15 protein-coding genes are annotated in these 19,446 nt (G+C 73.2%); 9 read left to right on the top strand and 6 right to left on the bottom strand.

Annotated features, from left to right (window positions below; all coding sequences use genetic code 11):
* Window positions 1-34: 34 nt before the first annotated feature.
* Both WMF26_RS09125 and WMF26_RS09120 read right to left on the bottom strand, forming a co-directional pair.
* Window positions 35-841, bottom strand: coding sequence for an HNH endonuclease (locus WMF26_RS09125; RefSeq protein ID WP_437999993.1), 807 nt, complete (start codon window positions 839-841; stop codon window positions 35-37).
* Window positions 838-2,253 carry an AAA family ATPase gene (locus tag WMF26_RS09120; RefSeq protein WP_437999992.1) on the bottom strand — a complete coding sequence of 472 codons (1,416 nt, stop codon included), beginning with the start codon at window positions 2,251-2,253 and terminating at the stop codon, window positions 838-840. Before WMF26_RS09120 ends, WMF26_RS09125 begins: the two co-directional genes overlap by 4 nt.
* A 200-nt stretch (window positions 2,254-2,453) precedes the next feature.
* Between WMF26_RS09120 and WMF26_RS09115 the strand changes: the two genes are divergently transcribed.
* Window positions 2,454-3,278 (top strand): GNAT family N-acetyltransferase, encoded by an 825-nt coding sequence (locus WMF26_RS09115; protein WP_437999991.1) that lies wholly within the window; start codon window positions 2,454-2,456, stop codon window positions 3,276-3,278.
* 28 nt (window positions 3,279-3,306) lie between these two features.
* Here the strand turns inward: WMF26_RS09115 and WMF26_RS09110 are convergent, their stop codons facing one another.
* Complete coding sequence (locus tag WMF26_RS09110) at window positions 3,307-4,998, bottom strand: hypothetical protein (RefSeq protein WP_437999990.1); 1,692 nt, start codon at window positions 4,996-4,998, stop codon at window positions 3,307-3,309.
* A gap of 265 nt (window positions 4,999-5,263) precedes the next feature.
* On the opposite strand from WMF26_RS09110, the gene WMF26_RS09105 reads away from it, so the two are divergent.
* Window positions 5,264-5,884 carry a Uma2 family endonuclease gene (locus tag WMF26_RS09105; RefSeq protein WP_437999989.1) on the top strand — a complete coding sequence of 207 codons (621 nt, stop codon included), beginning with the start codon at window positions 5,264-5,266 and terminating at the stop codon, window positions 5,882-5,884.
* A 61-nt stretch (window positions 5,885-5,945) separates the two neighbouring features.
* Here WMF26_RS09105 and WMF26_RS09100 read toward each other — a convergent pair whose 3' ends face one another.
* A complete protein-coding gene (locus WMF26_RS09100; RefSeq protein ID WP_437999988.1) occupies window positions 5,946-7,541 on the bottom strand; it encodes a PAS domain-containing protein in 1,596 nt (531 codons plus the stop codon).
* Between the two features lie 164 nt (window positions 7,542-7,705).
* Entirely contained in the window at window positions 7,706-8,317 is a 612-nt protein-coding gene (locus tag WMF26_RS09095) for a hypothetical protein (protein WP_437999987.1), read from the bottom strand.
* Window positions 8,318-9,071: 754 nt separating this feature from the next.
* On the opposite strand from WMF26_RS09095, the gene WMF26_RS09090 reads away from it, so the two are divergent.
* The 4 genes from WMF26_RS09090 to WMF26_RS09075 are packed head-to-tail and all read left to right on the top strand — an operon-like array spanning window position 9,072 to window position 12,803.
* The gene (locus WMF26_RS09090) at window positions 9,072-10,151 is read left to right on the top strand and encodes a glycoside hydrolase family protein (protein WP_437999986.1); all 1,080 of its coding nucleotides are present in this window, start codon (window positions 9,072-9,074) and stop codon (window positions 10,149-10,151) included.
* Complete coding sequence (locus tag WMF26_RS09085; RefSeq protein WP_437336777.1) at window positions 10,148-10,774, top strand: RNA polymerase sigma factor; 627 nt, start codon at window positions 10,148-10,150, stop codon at window positions 10,772-10,774. The genes WMF26_RS09090 and WMF26_RS09085 overlap by 4 nt, the downstream gene beginning before the upstream one ends.
* A complete protein-coding gene (locus tag WMF26_RS09080; RefSeq protein ID WP_437999985.1) occupies window positions 10,767-11,765 on the top strand; it encodes a hypothetical protein in 999 nt (332 codons plus the stop codon). Before WMF26_RS09085 ends, WMF26_RS09080 begins: the two co-directional genes overlap by 8 nt.
* A 9-nt stretch (window positions 11,766-11,774) precedes the next feature.
* On the top strand, window positions 11,775-12,803 hold the full coding sequence (locus WMF26_RS09075; protein ID WP_437999984.1) for a hypothetical protein: 1,029 nt from the start codon (window positions 11,775-11,777) through the stop codon (window positions 12,801-12,803).
* A gap of 3 nt (window positions 12,804-12,806) precedes the next feature.
* On the opposite strand, the gene WMF26_RS09070 is transcribed toward WMF26_RS09075, so the two are convergent.
* Window positions 12,807-13,697 carry a LamG domain-containing protein gene (locus WMF26_RS09070; RefSeq protein WP_438002392.1) on the bottom strand — a complete coding sequence of 297 codons (891 nt, stop codon included), beginning with the start codon at window positions 13,695-13,697 and terminating at the stop codon, window positions 12,807-12,809.
* 125 nt (window positions 13,698-13,822) lie between these two features.
* Between WMF26_RS09070 and WMF26_RS09065 the strand changes: the two genes are divergently transcribed.
* The 3 genes from WMF26_RS09065 to WMF26_RS09055 are packed head-to-tail and all read left to right on the top strand — an operon-like array spanning window position 13,823 to window position 19,444.
* A complete protein-coding gene (locus tag WMF26_RS09065) occupies window positions 13,823-15,430 on the top strand; it encodes a DUF1592 domain-containing protein (RefSeq protein WP_437999983.1) in 1,608 nt (535 codons plus the stop codon).
* Window positions 15,431-15,482: 52 nt separating this feature from the next.
* Window positions 15,483-17,066: a DUF1552 domain-containing protein gene (locus WMF26_RS09060; RefSeq protein WP_437999982.1), complete on the top strand. Its 1,584-nt coding sequence runs from the start codon at window positions 15,483-15,485 to the stop codon at window positions 17,064-17,066.
* 50 nt (window positions 17,067-17,116) lie between these two features.
* Entirely contained in the window at window positions 17,117-19,444 is a 2,328-nt protein-coding gene (locus WMF26_RS09055) for a di-heme oxidoredictase family protein (protein WP_437999981.1), read from the top strand.
* Window positions 19,445-19,446 lie beyond the last annotated feature (2 nt).

The following is a 19,446-nucleotide window of genomic DNA, read 5'->3' as shown; positions in this document are numbered from 1 at the left end:
TCGGGCGGTCGTCAGGAGAGCTCCCCACCCTGGATCACGGCCGGTAGAGCTCGAGGCGCCACTGCTGCCGGAGCCCCAGCGGGAAGTGATGATCCAGGACGTCATGGGAGAGCGCCTTGAACGCCTGCCGCGGATGAAACAGCTTCTTCAGGGCGGCTTGCCAGGCCTTCGCGGCGGCATGGCCGTCTCCTGTGCCGATGGCCTCACGGATCCCTTTCACGTGGTGGTCGACTAGGTCGGACACGTGATCACCGTAATGGGTCACGAGCGCGGGGCGATCGAGCTTGAGGACTTGGATCGTCCTCTTGCCCCTGCGGCTCCCGCCGCGAGCTACGGGGATCCACTTCGCCTTTTTCCCCGCCCGGTGGAACGGCACGAACTGGATGTGATCCATCGGATCGTCACTGCCTGCAGGATCGACGAGGAGGGCTCGCTCGGGCCCCGGTGGGCTGTGCCCCACCGGCAGGATGCGGCTCCCCCGGACGAGGGGGAATTTGTTCTTCTTGTGCCTTCGATTGCAGTTGGGGCAGGCGAAGAGGAGATTCTCCCACGTCCATGCCAGCCACCAGTAGCCGTGCGTGGGGCGATCCCCGCCGCGGTGGGCGCGGGTCTTCGGCCGGAAGTGCTCGACGTCATTGTAGAGGCGGTCGATGCGGCGCTCGCAGTAGCAGCACGTCTGTCCCTGCGCTTTCCAGAGGTCGCGGCGAGCGATGTTGTACCTGTTGCCAAAGTCCGCCGCCTTCGGGGGCGCGCCCCGAACGATGGCCGCGAGCCGCTTCACCTCCAGCTTGCGGATGGCCTCCAGCCCTTCCGGCTTCGGGCCTCGGTCGACGCGGATCACCGGCCCCGCGCCTTCCTCGCTGGCCGCCTCTCGCTCGCCCTCGTCCGGGACACGGGCTCCCACTCGGGCTCGACGCCGGCGGCGCGGAGCTTCTCCCGCAGCGCGACCATCTCCTGCTCCTCCGCATTCGACCGACCGGGGTCGTTCGCGAGCAGGCCATAACGCTGCGCGGCGTCGCCGAGGTCGGTTGGATACAGGCGATCGATCCCGAAGAATTCCTCGTACAGCTCGCTGCCGGTCATGAGCGCGGGCGACTCGCCAGTCTTCCGGGCGACCACGTCGCCGTCCCGGTTGCGGCCGAGCCGGATGATCTCGTCCTTCGCGAAGCCGGGGAGGACCAAGGGTGAGTGGGTGGTCACCACGAACTGCATGCGCGGGAAGACCTTCTTCAACTTCGGCACCAGCTCGGCCTGCCAGCTCGGGTGCAGGTGGAGGTCGATCTCGTCGATGAGCACGAGGCCGCTCTTCTCCGAGGGATCTACCAGGGCACCGTGATCCGACGTAGTGGCCAGGATCTGAGTATCGGCCACGATCTGACCGATGAGGTCCGCGATCCAGGAGATCAGCCCCTGGTAGCCATGCGACAGCCACGTCGCGGGCAACGTGAACGTGGAGGAGCCCGATCGCAGCTCGAAGCGGTGCGCTTCCACGAGATCGGCGGCGCTCTTCACCCCGCCGCGGCGCCGGAGCTCCAGCCCGCGCACGCGCGGAAGCAGGCGGGACCGGCGAAAGAGGGCGTCGGACAGCATCTCGGCGTAGCGGGACGGGTCGATGCCGAGGTCCTGGAGGATGTCGGCGAACCCGGTGCCGAGGATCGGGGCGCCGTCGAACAGCGAGTCGAGCCGGCTCAGCGTCGGATCGTCCGGGCGCGCGGCGCCGTGCGGCTTGGGCAGGCGCCGGTTGACGCCGTACCCGGCCACGAACCACCATGGCGCGCCGATGGCGCGGGCTTCGCGCAGGGGACCCGGCTCGGCGCTGCGCGCCGGCTCGAGGTGTTCCTGTGGTTGCGCAGGGGGATCCCCGTAGTCGGACGAGCCCACAAACACCTTCCATCCGGGCGCCAGGCTGAGGCGGCTCTGCAGGAACTTTGGAGGCTGGCTCGGCTTGCCGCCCCAGCCCGGATATACGCGCGAGCGCCCCTCGGGCAGGGGGCCGAACGCGAAGCTGGCCGCGATCTCGAGGGCCTCCTCCGGGTGCCGCCGGTCCGGCAGCGACGGGATGTCGGCGAGCTGGTTGGCCCGGTCGGGACCGCTGGCCGCGAGCGCGATGGCCTGCAGGATGGACGTCTTGCAGAGGCCGTTCTCGCCCACGATGACGGTCCACATCCGCGGCTCGCCAGAGGAGGTGGTGAACGACAGCCGCAGATCGCGGAGCAGCTTGAGGTTCCGGATGTGGATCTCGCGGAGGTACACGGCGGCATCCTAGCGCAACGGGGGCGTGGGTGTTGCGGGCCGTGCACCAGGTTGAAGGCACGAGGCTCGGCGAGTAGTACTCATCTTTCCCGCTTCATCTCATACGGTACTCAAGCCGCAGCCATGCCGCTGCAGGGACAGCACGACGGTGGCGCGCCCCCGGTCGTTTCGTGTCAGAGAGGCCCCCCATGACCATGACCATGACCTCGCTTGCCGGCATCCCGGCGAAGCAGCTCGCGGCGGCCGCGGACGACAACCTGGCCGTCCACTCGAGCTGGGCGCAGGCGCATCTCCCCGGCGCCCACGTCGCGCGCGACGCCGACCTCGTCGTCGTCGACTCCGGGCTGCCCTGCGACACCTTCAACTTCGTCCTCCGCGCCCGCCTCGACGCCGCGACGGCAGAGGCCCGCGTGGCGCAGGCCATCGACCACTTTCGCCGCGCCGGCCGCCCCTTCTCGTGGTGGGTCGGCCCCGCCGACGAGCCGGAGAACCTCGGCGATCTCCTCCGCGCCGCGGGGCTCGAGGCCGCCGAGTCCGAGGTCGCCATGGCCGCCGATCTCCACGCGCTCCCCGCCGAGCCCGCGCCGCCGCGCGGCCTCGAGATCGCGCGCGTCAGGACCCCGGCGCAGCTGCGCGACTTCGCGCGCCTCCTCGCGGCCAACTGGACCCCGCCCGATCCCCACGTGATGCGGTTCTACGAGATGGCCGCCCCGGCGCTCCTGTCGGACGACGCGCCGCTGTGGCTCTACGTCGGCTACCTCGACGACATGCCCGTGGCGACCTCGGAGCTCGCCGTGGGCGGCGGCGTCGCCGGCCTGTACAACATCTCGACCCTCCCGTCGCACCGGCGGCGGGGGATCGGCCGCGCGCTGACGCTGCGCCCGCTCTTCGACGCGCGCGCGGCCGGGCTCCGGGTGGCCATCCTCCAGGCATCGGCCGACGGGCTGGGCGTCTACGCCCAGGTCGGCTTCGTCGCGACCGGCCAGGTCACGGAGTACAAGCCGCCCGGCGAGGCCGCCCCCTGAGGGCAGCCCGCGCCGCGGCGCCCCCGTCTCAGCGCGCCGCCCGCCCGATCTCCTCCGCCGCCCGCGCCCGCTCCTCCGCCGCCTTCGCGAGCGGCCCCGCGAGGAGCGCCTGCGCCTCGCGGAAGCGCGCGGCCACGTCGGCCCAGTAGCTCGGATCCGCGCCCTGCGGCGCCGCGATCTGCTTGATCAGCGCCGCGTCGTACGCCGCGATGCCCGCGTACGGCGAGGCCGGCTTCGCGCGCGCCACCCAGTCGAGCGCCGCGAGATCGCCCAGGCCGAGCCCGGTGAGCGGCGCCCGCCGCATCATGAGCGCCGCGTCCTCCGGGCCGTTGCGCAGGCCGAGGGCGAGCGCGAGCAGCGTCGTCGCCTCGGGCGGGCGCGCGGCGCCCTCGGGCCACGCGGCGAGCAGCGCCGTCGCCTGGTCGAAGTCCACGGCGCGCCAGTACAGCCGGCCGAGCTCGATCCGCGCCCTTGCATAGAGCTGCCGCGCCTCGGGCGAGAGCTCGGCGGAGCGCAGCGCGGCGCGGTGCTGCAGCGGGACGCCGCGGCCGACCAGGACGCGCAGGACCTCGGGCCGCGCCGCCATCTCGGCCGGGATCAGGCGGCCCGCATAATACGTCGGCAGCCGGGCCGCGAGCCGCTCGACCGCCGACGCGGGCGCGGCCTCCGGGAGCGGCGGCAGCTCCAGCGCGTCGAGCGCGTCGACGCGGCGGCCGCCGTAGAGGCGCGAGAGCATCGCGCGCGCCCCGTCGACGCGGGCGTCGCGGATCACGCCGACCGACGAGAGCTCGCGCAGGCCGACCAGCGCGGCGTCGCGGCCGCGGCTCTTCCAGGGCTCCAGCAGCTGGTCGAGCTCGCCGTAGTAGACGTTGCTGAGCTCCGCGTCCTTCCGCATGGCGTCGGGCAGCGGCGCCGACCTGACCGCCTCGACGAGCCGCATGTCGGCCCGCCCGGACTCCACGGCGACGATGCCCTTCGCGTAGAACGGCAGCTCGATCCCGAGCCGCCCGAGATCCTCGATCGCGCGGGCCTGGTCCGTCACCCACGCGAAGAGCGGCCCCTTGGTGAACGCGACGACGCGCTGGACGTCGTAGGGCGGCCGCAGCGCGGGCGGCTCGGTCGCGGTGCGCGCGAGCCGGGCGGAGAGCGTGAGGCCGAGCAGCACCTGGTAGAGGTCGCCCTTGAGCGTGGCGGGCGGCGCCTCGAGGTACGGCACGGCGACGGCGTCGCCGCACCCGGCGGGCGCGAGCTCGGCCCGGAGCGCGCGCGCGAGCCCCGCCTCGAGGCCCGCGCACGCCTCGACCCCCGCGAGCCGCGCGTCGCGCTTGGCGGCGTCCTCCTCGGCGAGCGCGGCGTCGAGCGCGTCGAGGGCGCCCCCGACATCGCCGCAGGGCCGCGCGGGCGCGACGGGGGCGCGCCGCGCGAACGCCGCGCAGGCGGCCGGCGGGGCGGGCACCCCGGCCGGCGCCGGGGGGACCAGCGCGGCCTTCGGGTCGAACGGCGCCTGCTTGAGGAGCGGCAGGAACTCGTCCTTGAGCGTGCCGTGGACGGCGAAGGCCTCCTGCTCGGGGAGCGGAGGCGGCGGCGGGGTCGCCGCGCGGGCGTCGCCCGGCGGGACGGGCGCGTGCGCCGCGGGCGGAGGAGCCGCGGCGCAGGCCGCGAGGGAGAGCCCCATCGCGGCGGCGAGGGCGGAGAAGATCGAGCGGGGGATCGAGCGCATCACGTCTCCTTGGACACGGGCGATCCGCAAAGGTTTCGCCGAGGCCGGCGGGCGGCCGTCGGGACCCGAGCGGTGCGCGGTCGTGGATATCACCGCGGCGACGGGGCGGGGGCGCAAGGTGACGATCGGGAGAGCGACCGGCCCTCCATCGACGCGCTCGAAGGGAAGCGCTGGCGCCCGGCCGCGCGTAGTGCGCGCCTCGAAGGAGCCGCAGGGCGCATGGCGCGGCTCGCCGCCGGCTCCATCGTCGAGTATCTTCTTGTGCATGCAGTCTGTCCCGGCGAACGCCGTATCCGAGGCCGAGCGACCGCGGCCCCGTCACGAGGAGAGCGACCAGCACGTCATCCTCTACGGCATGACGTGGAAGGACTACGAGATCCTCCTCGCCGTACGGGGGGACCGGGCCGGCGTGCGCATGTACTACCTGAACGGAGCGATCGAGCTGATGAGCCCGTCTCGCAGTCACGAGGGCGTCAAAAAGACCATCGCGCGGCTCCTCGAGGCCTATTGCGACGAGCGCGGCATCGAGCTCAGCGGATACGGCGCGTGGACGCTCCGCAACGCGCCGAAGGAGCGCGGGGCCGAGCCCGACGAGTGCTACATCGTCGGCGCCACGAACAAGGAGGTTCCGGACCTGGCCATCGAGGTCGTCTGGACGCACGGAGGTCTCGACAAGCTCGAGATCTATCGAGGGCTCGGCGTCCCGGAGGTCTGGGTGTGGGATCGCGAGGAGGGCCTCCGCGTCTTTGCGCTCTCGGACGAGGGGTATGAGCCCCGCGCGCGGAGCGCGTTCCTTCCCGAGCTCGACCCCGCGTGGCTCGCGGGTTTCCTCGAGCAGCCGACGCAGAGCCAGGCCGTCCGCGCGCTGCGCGCGGCGCTGCGGTGAGACAGACGCCGTAATCACCGCGGAGGCGGGCCCGCGAGCAGCGCGCGAGCCGCGCCGCACCTCAGGCCCTCCGCGCCGCGCGCGGCGTGATCCTGTACCCCTTCCGCGCCAGCGCGTACCGGAACCCGGCCTGAAGGTCCCGGTGCGTGGAGAGCTGGCCGAGCTCGATGCCGAGATCGATGACGGTGCGCGCGACGCCGGGCGAGGCGCCGACGACGCTGCACTCGGCCCCGAGGAGCTGCGCGGCGCGCGTGGCCTGGACCAAGTGGCTCGCCACCGCGGTGTCCACCGAGGTGACGCCGGTGATATCGATGATGACGAACTCGGCCTGGTGCCGCTCGACCGCGCGGACGAGCGACTCCATCAGCTGAGCGCCGCGGGAGCTATCCATCTGGCCGACGAGCGGGACGACGAGGATGCCCGGGTGGATGGGGATGCTCGGCGTCGAGAGCTCCTGGATGAGCTCGAGGAGCCGCCGCTGGGTCTCGAGGAGGATCGCCTCGTGGCGCTTGGCGTCCTCGATCTTCTTGCGCTCGGTGATGTCCTCGATGATCCCGAGGAGATAACGGCCCTTTCCCTCGGCGGCCTCCATGGGGATCCACCGGGCATGGCCGATGCGGGGCCCGAGGCGCGACGAGGAGACGTGGATCTCGGGCATCTCGACCGGCACGCCCCCCGCGAGGACGGCGCGGCTCTCGGCGTCGATCCTCGCGGCCAGCTCCTTCGGCAAGTAGTCGGCGACGCGCTTGCCGATCAGCTCTCCCGGCGCATAGCCGTGGAACTCCTCGAAGCTCCGGTTCACCCGCACGTAGCGGAGCTCCGCTTCCTCCTTGACGAAGAGCAGGAGCGGGAGGTTGTCGATGATGGCGTCGAGGAGGACGCGCGTGCCCTCGAGCGACGCCTCCGTCGCCCGGCGCTGGGTGACGTCCTCGTAGAGCACGGCGAGGCACCGCTCTCCCAGCGGGAACGACCACGTCGTGAAGACGCGCGAGCCCTCCTCCGCGGGCAAGACCACCTCGCCCTCGGCGGCGCGGCCGCCGCGGATCTGCTCCGCGTAGCGCTGCGGGAGGCCGACCCGGCGCAGGCTGGGGACGCTCTCGTCCATGGTCTGGCCGACGATCGCCGCCGTGGGCCTGCTCGAGATCCGCTCGGCGGCGGGGTTCCTGTAGATGTACCGGAGCGACCGGTCATCCGCCGGGTCGTCGAGGGTGAGGAACGTGCAGCCGAGCTGCATCGACGCGATCACCTGCGCGCAGCGGCGCTGGTGCTCCCGGGCGCGGCGCTCGCCCAGGTCGATGAGGCGGAGCAGCGCGCAGCGGCCGCCGCCGATCGAGCAGGAGAGCCCGCGGAGCGCCCAGCGCGGCGCGCCGGAGCCGTCGTCCGGCAGCTCGATCTCGGCGCGGTCGATCTCGCCTGAGAGGAGCGCCTGGATCCGGGCGAGGTCGACGGCCGCGGGGGATGGAGGCAAGAGCACGCGATCGCCCTCCGGCGACAGCGGCAGGATCGGCGCTCCTGGGCCCGCGAGGAGCCGCTCGAGCGGCTCGTTCTTGCACCGGATGGCGCCCCGCGCGTCGATGACGAGCGCGGGGTCGTCCAGGGCCTCGAGCAGCGGCCGCGGATCGATGCACAAGGTCTCTTCATCGTCGCCAGCTGCCATCTGCACCAACCCCACCCCCGTCGCGCGTCGTGCGAGGGCCGAGCGCGGCCCTCACGCCTGGATCGTCGTCCGGGGCGCATCATCGCGCCGTTCTTGGGGTTGTGCACTCCCCGAATCGGGGACGGGCCTGAGAGACGGCGGCTAGCGGGCGGGGTTCGCGCTCGTCAATACCACTCTCCGCCGAGCCCCAGCGTGAAGGTGAAGGTCGTGGCCTCGGGCATGAACACCGGGTGGAGCTCGGCGGCCAGGGCGAACCCGCTGCGGCGCGGCCCGTCGCCGGACAGGCCGCCGAGGATGAGGGCGCCCCGCGCGTGCGCGCCGAAATACCAGTCCGAGGTGCTGGCGCAGCCGGCGCCCGACTCGAGGCCCGCGAGCGTCGCGCCGCAGCTCGCGACGGCTACGTAGTCCATGGACGGCCCTGCGCCGAAGTCGAGGACATGAAACAAGGTGAAGCTCGCGAGGAGCGAGTTGTAGTCGATGAACCCGGCGTCGAACCCCGCGCTGTTGTCGGTGCTCTCGGGGGTGAGCGTCAGCATCGGGGTGTTCTGGTAGTAGATCCCGAACAGGTGGTTGATCTGGAGGCCGAGCCGGCCGGTCCACGCGAAGACGCCGCCGGTGCCCGTCGGCGCTTTGATGATCCCGCCGCCGAGCGTGCTGCCATACCGGAGCCGGACGCCGTCCCGGTCCTCGTCCTCGGGCTCCTTGTCGCCGGGCTCCTTGTCCTGCTCCTTCTCCTCCGGCTCGGCCGGTGAAGGCTCCGGCTCGTCCACGGTCACCGGGCCCGCCACCGGGGGCGGCGCAGCGCTCGGACGCGCCGGCTGGCTCCGGGGCGGACGCGGGGCGGCCGGCGGCGCGGGCGCGACGGGCGGCGGCGGCGCGGGCGCAACCGGCGGCGGCGGCGCGGGCGCGGGCCCGACCGGCGGCGACGGCCCATACGGCGGCGCCGGCGAATACGGCGGTGCCGGCGAATACGGCGGCGCGGGCGCAATCGGCGGCGCGGGCGCAACCGGCGGAGGCAGCGCGGGCGCGACCGGTGGCGGCGCCGGCGCAGCGGGCGGCGGCGCCGGCGCGGGCGGGACCGGCGGCGATGGCGACGGGATCGGCGTGGGCGCAGGCGCAGGCGGCGGCGCCGGCGCGGGCGGGACCGGCGGCGGGGACGGCGACGGCGTGGGCGCAGGCGGCGGCGCTGGTTGCGCGGAGGCAGACGGAAGCGGCTCCGGAGGAGGAGGCGGCGGCGGGAGGGGAGCGGCGTCCTGGGTCAGGGCCGTCGCCGAGACCGCCAAAGGAAGGGTGAGCGCCGCGAGCGCGGCAAGCCAGCGAGGGGGTGTCATCCGGTTTTCCTCGGCGCGCTCCTCGCAGCCGTCAAGCGCGCGGAGGTGCGAGCTGTCGGCCGCGGTGCGCAGCCGTGATGATCCCCCCGCACGCCAAGAAACGCCAGCCCACGGATCGCCGCCCGATGAGCCCCACATCCCCATCCCTCCACTTTTCATCACGGAACGCTGCGGCTCCGGCCACCAGCCCCCTCGAGCCATGCGTCGAGACCCCAAAGCCCTTCTGTGCGGCATCAGCCCCCTGCTCGGGATCTTCCTGTCCGTCGCCTGCGTGGGGGAATCTTTCCACCAGGACGCGAACGGCGATGGTGGCGCAGGAAACGTCCAAGAAGCGACCGGCGCGGGCGATGGCGGCGCAGGCCTCGTGGGCCCAGGCAGCACCGGCAGCGCGGCAGGGCACGGCGCCGGTGCGGGGGACAGCGCCAGCGCGGGCGGCGGCGCTGGCGACGGCGGCAGCGCGGGCGACGGCGGCAGCCCCGGCACAGGCGGCGGCGCGGGCGACGGCGGGGCGGCCGCGGGGCGCCCGTGCAAGCGCGGCATCGGGTACGGCTACCACTCGGTCGCCGACCTCTCGGCCCTCTCGGCCAGCGTCGGCTGGTGGTACAACTGGGCGACCGTCCCCGACGAGGCGCTCCGGGGCGGCGCCTACGTCGACCTGGGCGTCGACTTCGTACCGATGGTCTGGGGCGGCCGCTTCGACGCCGACCAGGTCAAGGCGGCGATCCCGAGCGGGGCGAAGTACCTGCTCGCGTTCAACGAGCCGAACTTCTTCGCTCAGGCCAACCTCTCCGCCGCCGAGGCCGCGGCGCTGTGGCCAGACCTCGAGGAGATCGCCGACGAGAAGGGCCTGGAGCTCGTCTCGCCGGCCGTGAACTTCTGCGGCGGCGGCTGCCACGAGACCGATCCGTTCGCGTACCTCGACGCCTTCTTCGCCGCGTGCGAGGGCTGCCGCGTCGATTTCATCGCGGCGCACTGGTACGCTTGCGACAGGCCGGCGCTCGAGTGGTACCTCGGCGAGCTCAAACGCTACCGGCGCCCGATCTGGCTGACCGAGTTCTCGTGCGGAGACGGCGCGGATCGGTCGCCCGAAGCCCAGGCGGCGTACATGCGAGAAGCGGTGCCCCTCCTCGAATCGGACCCCGACGTCTTCCGGTACGCCTGGTTCTCCGGGCGGACCGACGCGATCCCCAACGTGGACCTGCTCGGCGCGAGCGGGGAGCTCACCGCGCTCGGCGAGCTCTACGTCTCCCTGCCCCACGCGGAGAGGTGCAGCCAGTGACCGCCCGCGCGGCGGTCGCTCCGTCGACCCCGCCGCCGGCCGGCGCGGTCTCCGCCGTCGCCGCGGCCAGCCTCCAGGGCGCGCCGCCCGACTTCGCCGAGGTGTACGAGGAGATCTTCCCCTTCGTCTGGCGGACCGTGCGCCGCCTCGGCGTGGACGCCTCCGCGCACGAGGACGTGTGCCAGGAGGTGTTCGTGGTCGTGCACCGGCGGCTCCCGGAGTTCCGGGGCCGCTCGTCGCTGAAGACGTGGGTCTTCGGGATCGTGGTCAACGTCGTGCAGACGCACCGGAGATCGCTGCGCCGCAAGAGCCCCGCCCACCGCGGGACGGGGGAGACGGTGGATCCGGAGCAGCTCGCAGGGCCGAGCGACCTCAGCCCCTACGAGGCCATGACGAGGGCGGAGGCCGCGCGCGTGGCGCACGACCTCCTTGCGTCGCTCGACGAGGAGAAGCGCGTGGTGCTCCTCCTCGCCGAGCTGGAAGAGATGCCGGCGACGGAGATCGCTCAGGGTATCGGCGTGAACATCAACACCGTATATGCGCGGCTGAGGGCCGCCCGACAGGCATTTTCCGACGCGGTGCGCCGCCACCACGCCAGGATCCGAGGAGGCCGCGATGGATGAGCTGGGGCCTGGGGAGCGGGCGCTCCTGAACGCCCTCCGCGACGAGGACGAGCCGACCGACGACGATCGGCGGCGGATGCGCGCGGCCGTGTGGGCGAGGCTCGGCCTCGCCGGGGCGGCGGCCACGGCCGTGACCGCGAGCGCCAAGGGCGCCGCGGGGGCCGGCGCCGTCGGCTCGGCGAGCGCCGGGGCCGGAAGCGCCGCGAGCGCCGCCGGGGCGGCGCACACGGTCGGCTCCGCCGCGGGCGCGGGCGCGGCCGCGAGCGCGGGCGCGGCGGTCGCGAAGGGGGCGGCCGTCACGCTGCTCGGCGCCCCGCTGAAGATCGGGCTCGCGACGCTGATCGTGGGCCTCGCGACGGGCGCGGCGCTCTACCTCCCGGCGTCGGGCGAGGCGCCCGCGCCGCACGCGGCGGAAGCGCCGAGGGCCGCGGGCCTGACGCCCCGAGCGCCGCGCGCCGAAGCGCGCTCCGGCGCGCCGGGCGACGAGGCGCCTCCGCCCGCCGAGGCCAGCGCCTCCGCCGAGGAGAGCGCCTCCGCCGAGACCAGGGCCGCCGCGCAGGCCAGCTCCTCTACCGGGGTGAACGCCCCTCCCCCGGCCAGCGAGCCCGCCGGGGCCAGCGCACCCGCGGCCAGCGCCGCGCCCGCAGCGGCCGTCGTGTCGCGCGGGTCGGCGTCGCGCGCGCCGGCGCCGACGGCCGCCGCCGCGAGGCCGGGCGCCGAGGGGCTCGACGCGGAGGTCGCGCTGCTGCGCGACGCGCAGCAGGCGCTGCAGGCGGGCCAGTTCGCGCAGGCGCTCTCGAAGCTGAACGAGCACGGGAGCCGCTACCCGCGGGGCGTGCTCTCGACCGAGCGCGAGGCCTCGCGCGCGATCGCGCTCTGCCGCTCCGGCCGGGCGGCGGCCGGCAGGGCGATCGCGGCGAAGCTGCTGGCGCAGAGCCCGGGCTCGCCGCTCGCGACGCGCGTGCGCGCCGCGTGCGGGCAGGAGGAGTAGAGTGCGCGGGTGCACGTCTCAAGAGCGGCCTGGGCCCCGTCGGCCCTGCAGGCGCTGATCGTCGCGGCGGGGCTGCTGCCTGCCCGCGCGCGCGCGGCGCCCGCCGAGCCGCGCACCATCGATCTGCGCTGGGAAGCGCCGGACGGGTGCCCGCCGGCCGACGAGGTCCGGAGCGAGATCGACCGGCTGCTGGGAACGTCGGCGCAGCGCCAGCCGATCGCGGTCGAGATCGCCGTCGCCCGCCGGGGCGGCGCGCGCCTCCGGCTCGATCTGCGCATCCGCGCGCCGGTGCCCGGCGAGCGCGCGATCCACGGCGACGACTGCGCGGCCATGGCGCGGGCGGCGGCGCTGATCGTCGCGATGTCGATCGACCCCGACGCGGCCGCGCGGAATGCCGCCGCGCCGCCGGCGCAGCCCGCGCGACCTCCGGCGAGCGGCGGCGACGGAGCGGCCGCGCCGCGCCCGCCGCCGCCCGCCGCGAGCCCGCCGCCGCCCGCCGCGAGCCGACCGCCTGCGCCGGACGAGCGCCGCGTGGAGGGGGCGCTCTGGCTGAGCGCGCAGGTCGAGCAGGCGCTCGTCCCGGCGATCGGCGTCGGGGTCGCCGCGGGCGGCGGGCTCCGCGTCGGCTGGCTCCGCGCGGACGGGGCGGCCGGCGTGGTGCCGTCGAGCTCCGGCCGCATCGCCGGGCTGACCGCGGGCGCCGACTTCCGGCTCTGGTTCCTCGAGGTCGACGCGTGCGCGCGCGCCCTCGGCCGTCCCCTCGGCGTGTACGTCTGCGCGCTCGGCCGCCAGCACTGGCTCCTCGCCCGGGGGCGCGACGTCGACGAGCCCTTCACCCGCACGGCGCCGATCTTCGCGGCCGGCCTCGGGGCGCTGCTCGAGTGGCGCGTCGCCGCCCCCCTGAAGGTCGAGGGGGCGCTGCACGCCCTCGTCCCGCTGCAGCGGCCCCGCTTCGTCGTGGAGAACCTCGAGGGGACCGTCTATCGCCCCCCGGCCGCAGGTCTCAGCGCCCGCCTCGGCCTCGCGCTGGCCTTCTGAGCGTCACGGCCGATCCGGACCGGTGGTCCACGCGGCCTCGATCGCGCAGCCGGCCAGCGCCTCGCCGTAGATGCGCAGCTCGTCGTAGCGCCCTCCGAAGTACGGATCCTGATCGAACTGGGACCGCCCGAGCCAGTTGTTCACGTCCTGGATCGCCGAGAGCGGAAAGCCGACCGGCGCGCTGCCGAGGAGCGCGCCATCCAGGTAGAGCGCCAGGGACGCGGCCGCGCCGTCGAAGACGACGGCGACCTGATGGATCTCGCCGTCGTCGAGCGTCGGCGTGGTGGGGATCGCCACCTCGCCCGCCGCGCCGCTGTCGCTCGCGAGCGCGGCGACCCCCCGCGCATCGAAGCCCGTCGAAGGGGTGATGACCAGGTAGGACTCTCCCACGCTCCCGTCGCCCTCGACCGGATCTTCGCCCCCGCTGCCGATGCCGAAGTCGATGATGCGCAGGTAGGCGCCTCCGCCGTCGCGGGCGACCCAGGCCATGACGGTGACATCGCGCAATCCGGAGAGGATCCCCGCGGGCAAATCGACGTAATCGTCGTCGCCGTCGAGGGCGAGCACCCCTCCGCCATCGAGGCTCGCGCCGCCGAGGATCTCGCCGTCGGCGCCGCCGACGGTATCGGCGACGATCGCTCCCGTCCCATCGAATGTGTACCGATGTATGGGAGACGGCAGCGCATCGCACGGAGTCGTACCACTACCCCCTTCACCGCCGCTGCCCGCCTCACCGCCGCTGCCCCCTACCCCGCCGCTGCCCCCTACCCCACCGCTGCCCGCCTCACCGCCGCTGTCCGCTCCGCCGCCGCTCGCCGGAGGCGCCGGGTTCATGCGACCCACCGCGATCTCCACGTCCGCTCCGCACCCGGACAGCCCGAGGAGCAACACCATCACCGTAGTCTTCTGCGCACAGAGCACGGCCTGATCCTAGCGCGCCTGTGCTGTCGATTTGATCACGAACGCAGCGCGCTCCGGCCACGAGGGGGTATCTGCCGATTCACACGCGGGAGCCGACGATGACGTTCAGACTTGACCGGGTGTTCGCGCGCCCCTGGCTCGCTGCCGGGGGGTGTCTCCTGAGCATCTCGTGCACTGGCATCCTCGGGAGCGAGGACGCTCCGGAGCAAGACGCCCCCTCCGCCGCGCCAGGCGGGATGCCTCTGCACCACATGACGGCGTCGGAATACAACAACACCGTCGCCCACCTCCTGGGGACGCGCCTGAGGCCCGCGGACGGCTTCCCGGCCTTCGGCGCGAAGGGCTTCGACGCGAGCGTCAGCGCGCTCTCGAACCTGTCCCAGGTCCTGGTCCAGGGGTATTACGACGCCGCCAGGAAGCTCGCCGAGGACGCGTTCTCGAACGAGGCGCAGCGCGCGAAGATCCTCGTGTGCGACCCGGCGCAGGGCGCGGGCGACGGGTGCGCGCGCGAGATCATCGAGCGCTTCGGGCTGCGCGCCTTCCGGCGCCCGCTCGAGGCGGCGGAGCTCGAGCGGTACGCGGCGCAGTACGCGGACGCGCTGAGCACCCTCGAGATGTCCCCGGTCCAGGCGGTGCAGCACGTCGTCCGGAGCCTGCTGACATCGCCGCATTTCCTCCTGCGGATCGAGGCGGGGCCCGATTCGGAGCGATCGCCGGGCGCCCTCAACGGCTACGAGATCGCCTCGCGCCTCTCGTACCTGCTCTGGAGCTCGCTCCCGGACGACGAGCTCTTCGACGCGGCGGAGGGCGATCGCCTGGCCACCGAGGACGAGCTCCGGCAGCAGGTGGACCGGATGCTGGGCGACCCGAAGACCGCCGCCTTCTTCCAGAACTTCTTCGGCCAGTGGCTCGGCACGCGCACGCTCCCCAGCCACAACGTCGACGCGTCCCTGTTCCCGCTCTGGAACGACGAGGTGAAGGGCGCGATGCTCGATCAGGCCAACGCCTACTTCGCCGAATTCACGACCGGCGAGCGGCCGTGGTCCGAGTTCCTCACGGCGCCCCACCCGGCGAATCCGCTGCTCGATCCGCTCACCGCGCGCGATCCCGAGGGCGTCCGCGGGGGTTTCCTCACGCTCACCGCCTTCCTCACGCTGTCGTCGCGCGCGGATCGCACCTCGCCCACGTCCCGCGCGAAGACGATCCTGGCGCAGCTCTTCTGCGTTCCCCTGGCGCCGCCCGCCAACGTGGACATCCCCGAGCTCGACGCCCCGGGCAGCGGCTCGGGCGCGGTCGACAACGTCCGCGCGAAGCTCGAGAAGCACCGCGAATCGCCCGACTGCGCGAGCTGCCACGACGTGCTCGACCCGATCGGGCTGAGCCTCGAGAACTTCGACGCGATCGGCGCCTACCGGACCGAGTACCCGAACGGCGATCCGATCGACGCGACGGGCAAGCTCGAGGACACGGAGTTCCAGGACTTCTCCGGCCTCCTGCCCAAGCTCCAGGCAGACCCCCAGCTCGGGGTCTGCCCCTCCGAGCAGCTCTTCACCTACGCCCTGCGCCGGCGCCCGACCGGCGCGGACATGTCCACGTTCAGGGAGATCGCCGCGCGCTGGGACAGCGGCACGCTCGCGGATCTCGTGAAGCACGTGGTGACCAGCGACGCCTTCCGCCTCCGCGGAGGCAAGGGCGAGGCGCAGTGAGGCCGCGGGCGCGCTTGTCGAACGACACCGGTCACGAAGGAGCGATGCGCACATGAAACGCTTGATGACACGCAGGAACCTGTTGCGCGGCGCGGGCGTCTGCCTGGCGCTTCCGTTTCTCGAGAGCCTCGCGCCGCGCCGGGCGCGCGCGGGGGAGCCCGGCACGCCGAAGCGCTTCGTGCTCTGCACCTTCCCGAACGGGGCGCCCCACCACTGGTGGGAGACAGCGCCCGCGTTCGGCAAGACGCTGAAGGGCGCCGATTTCAAGCTGCCGAGGGTGCTCGAGCACTTCGCGCCGGTGAAGTCGAAGATGCTCATGATAAGCCGCCTCGGCAACTACACCTGGAGCAAGGAGCAGAGCCCGTTCATCGAGCCGTCCCACTCGCGCTGCGCCGCCGCGCTGTCGACCTGCGTCGACGCCGATCAGCTGGGGAGAGCGGCGGGGCAGGACCTCGGCGAGTGGGTGGGCAACGGCGTCTCGGTCGACCAGCTCATCGTCCAGAAGGCCGGCCCGGAGCAGGCGACCCGCATCCCGTCGCTGCAAACGGGGCTCGGGGTCAAGCCAGGCTTCTTCGACGGGCGCAGCTACGCCTACAACCAGGCCGTCTCCTGGAAGGGCCCGCGCGAGCCGCTCAAGCGCTCGGTCAACCCGAAGGCGGTGTTCGACGCGCTCGTCGCCGCGGGCGCGGCGCCCGCGGCACCCGTGCCCGGGCAGACCGACGAGCAGGCCAGGATCGAGGCGGAGCGCCGCGCGGCGACCGAGAAGAGCGTCATCGACGCCGTGCTCGCGGACGCGAACTCGCTCATGAACCGGGTCGGCTCGGACGATCGCAAGATCGTCCAGCAATACCTGGACTCGCTGCGCGCGATCGAGAAGAACGTGACCCGCGTCCAGTCGACGATGACGCCGGGGCAAGGGAGCCTCGGCTGCAGCCCGATCCGCGAGCCCGGCGTCGTCCCAGAGCCGCCCGGACAGCAGGAGGGGCTCAACGAGAACGACAGCACGGAGGCCGGCGAGTACAAGCACGACGATCACGCGAACGTCATGATCGATCTCATCGTCATGGCCATTCAATGCGACGTGACCCGCGTCGTCACCCACATGCTCGACGACGCGCGCTCCGAGTTCGAGTACCGGTGCATCCCGGCGGACGTCCGCGCGAAGGTGGGCCTCGAGTACCGGGAGGGCAGCAGCCTCCATTATCACTCCTGCCAGCACGGCCCGGGCAACCTGGGCAGCACGAACGAGGGCGGCCGCTACGCGGTCGTCGAGGAGAGCAACCTCGATTTCGCGGCGATCAACTGCTGGCTCGGCCAGAAGACGGCGCAGCTCGCGCAGCGGCTCGACGCGATCCCCGAGGGCGACGGGACGGTGCTCGACCACTGCGTGATGATGTACATGAGCGAGATGCGTACGCACGATCACGACGCGTACGATCTGCCCATCGTCCTTCTGGGCGGCGACGGCGTCTTCCTGAACGACGCGCACGTCGCCTACGACGCGCTCGGCAACGATCGCCAGCTCCGCGATCTGTGGTTCACCGTCATGAACCAGTATTACGGCCTGGGCGTCGCGTCGTTCGGCGACGATCTCCGCGGCGAGCCGAACCGGCTGCTCGAGGAGATCCTGCGGTAGCGCGGGGAATCTCGGTTTTTCTGGATGGGCTCACGTCGGAGGGTAGCGCGATGATCGAACGCCGCTCACGTCGGCTATTGTCTCGGGGTCTCCACGTCGCGCTCGGGCTGCTCGCGGCCTGCGCGGCAGGGCTCGGGTGCTCGGGCGACCCGTCGCCGGCGTCTCCCCCGCCGGGCGGCGGGGGCGCGCCGCCGGACGGCGGGGGCGGCGGAGGCGATCCCCCTCCTGCGCCGTGCGTGGAGGCGGACGGCGGGCCGTCGCTGCCGCGGGCGTTCGCGCTCAATTGCGGCGGGTGCCACAGCGCCCACGGCGGGACGAGCGGCGGGTTTCCCGATCTGTTCGCCTTCGACGGCTCCCTGGAGGCGTTCACGGCGCAGGTGCGCACCGGCAAAGGCCGCATGCCGGGCTTCGGCGAACAGGCGATCACGTCGGCCGACATCGAGGCCATCTACGCCTATTTCTCCTCGGGTGCGCCGCCCGCCGCGACCTGCCCCGGCGGCGAGGTCGACCCCGGCGAGTGCTCCGGCGTGAGCGGCCAGATAGCCCCCCTGTTCCCCGCGGCCGCGGGCGGCGAGGCGATCACCACGACGGCCGCGGACGGGACGATCACGCTCGAGGCGGCGGGGCGCGTCCGCGGCCGCCACGAGCGAGAGGAAGAGTTCAGCCCGTTCCAGCCGCGCTATTTCGAGAACCGCAGCTACAAGTTCGTCGTCGAGGACGCGATCCCGGCGGGCGGCAGCACGGTCAAGTTCACCTGGCTCCCGAACGCGAAGGCGTCGGACACGCAGGTGATCAACTTCCGCTGCTGGTACACGGGCGACGGCAACGTGTTCCACTCGAACAACGGCATGGACCGCGTCACGAGCACCCACTGGGAGTTCGTCGTGGATCGCAACGCCAGGGAAGGCAGGGAGATCCGCGAGGGCGATCTGCTCGAGTTCGAGTTCGGGGTGTTCCTCGACCCGGCCACGGTCGAGGGGAGGACCAGCTATTACAGCGACACGTTCCGCTACCGCGTCGGCAGCGGCGAGCTGACGCCGTTCGACCAGCCGAACGAGGCTGCGCTGTCGGGCGGTGACGGGACGATCCCGTACATCTACGCGGAGCCGCACCTCTATTACGAGCAGATGGCGCTGAACATCCAGGAGGGCTCGATCCAGCGCTTCCTCGAGGGGCGCCGCCTGTTCCACACCGACTTCGCCACCGGCGAGCACACCGAGGGCGGCAATCCCGCCTTCGACGAGCACGCGGGCAAGGCGGGGCCGCTCTCGAACCAGACCACGTGCGCGGGCTGTCATATCCACAACGGTCGCGGCGCCCCGCCCGAGCCCGGGGAGGCGATGGAGACCGCCGTCGTGAAGCTGTTCGGCGCCGGGGCGGGCGCAGACGGCAAGCCCGCGACAGACCCGATGTACGGCCGGCAGCTGCAGGACAAGGGGCCCGACGGGCGCCCCGGCGAGGGCACGGCCACCGTGGCCTACACGGAGGAGCCCGGGCAGCTCCCCGACGGCACGCCGTATGTCCTGCGCCGGCCCACGTTCCGCTTCGACGGGCTCTCCGCGGGGCAGATCGCGAGCTACTCGGTCCGCGTCGCCCGGCCGGTCGTGGGCATGGGCCTCCTCGAGGCGATCGCGGAGGAGGCGGTGCTCGAGCGCGCGGACGGGATGGACTGCAACCAGGACGGCATCTCGGGCCGTCCGAACCTGATCCCGGATCCGGTCTCGGGGGCGCTGCGGCTGGGGCGCTTCGGCTGGAAGGCGGGCAAGGTGAGCGTGCCCCACCAGGTCGCCGACGCGCTGGTCGCGGACATGGGCGTGACGACGAGCCTGTTCCCGGTCGAGGAGTGCGGCGAGGAGCAGGCGGGCTGCCGGGCCAGCGCGAGCGGGACGCCGGAGCTCTCCGACGAGGATCTCGACCGGATGGCGGCCTACATGAGCGCGCTCGGCGTGCCGCCGCGCCGCGACACGGCGGACCCGGCGGTCCAGCGCGGCGAGGTGCTGTTCAGCCAGGCAGGGTGCGCGAGCTGCCACGTCCCCTCGATGAAGACGGGCAGCCATCACCCGTTCGTCGAGCTGCGCGATCAGATCATCCACCCCTACAGCGATCTGCTCCTCCACGACATGGGCGAGGCGCTCGCGGACACGTCGACGAGCGAAGCCCTGGCGGGGCCGCGCGAGTGGCGGACGCCGCCGCTCTGGGGCATCGGGCTGCTCGAGGCGGTGAACGGCCACACCCAGCTCCTGCACGACGGCCGCGCGCGGGACGTCGTCGAGGCGATCCTGTGGCACGGCGGCGAGGCGGACGCCGCGAAGCAGCGCTTCGTGGCGCTCCCCAGGGAGGACCGCGACGCCGTCGTCGCCTTCCTTCGCTCGCTCTGAGC

This window comes from Sorangium sp. So ce185 (genome assembly GCF_051526825.1).
GTDB classification, from domain to species: Bacteria; Myxococcota_A; Polyangia; order Polyangiales; family Polyangiaceae; genus Sorangium; species Sorangium cellulosum_D.
Note: the sequence above shows the minus strand (reverse complement) of the source record. Positions and strands in the feature narration are given on the sequence as shown.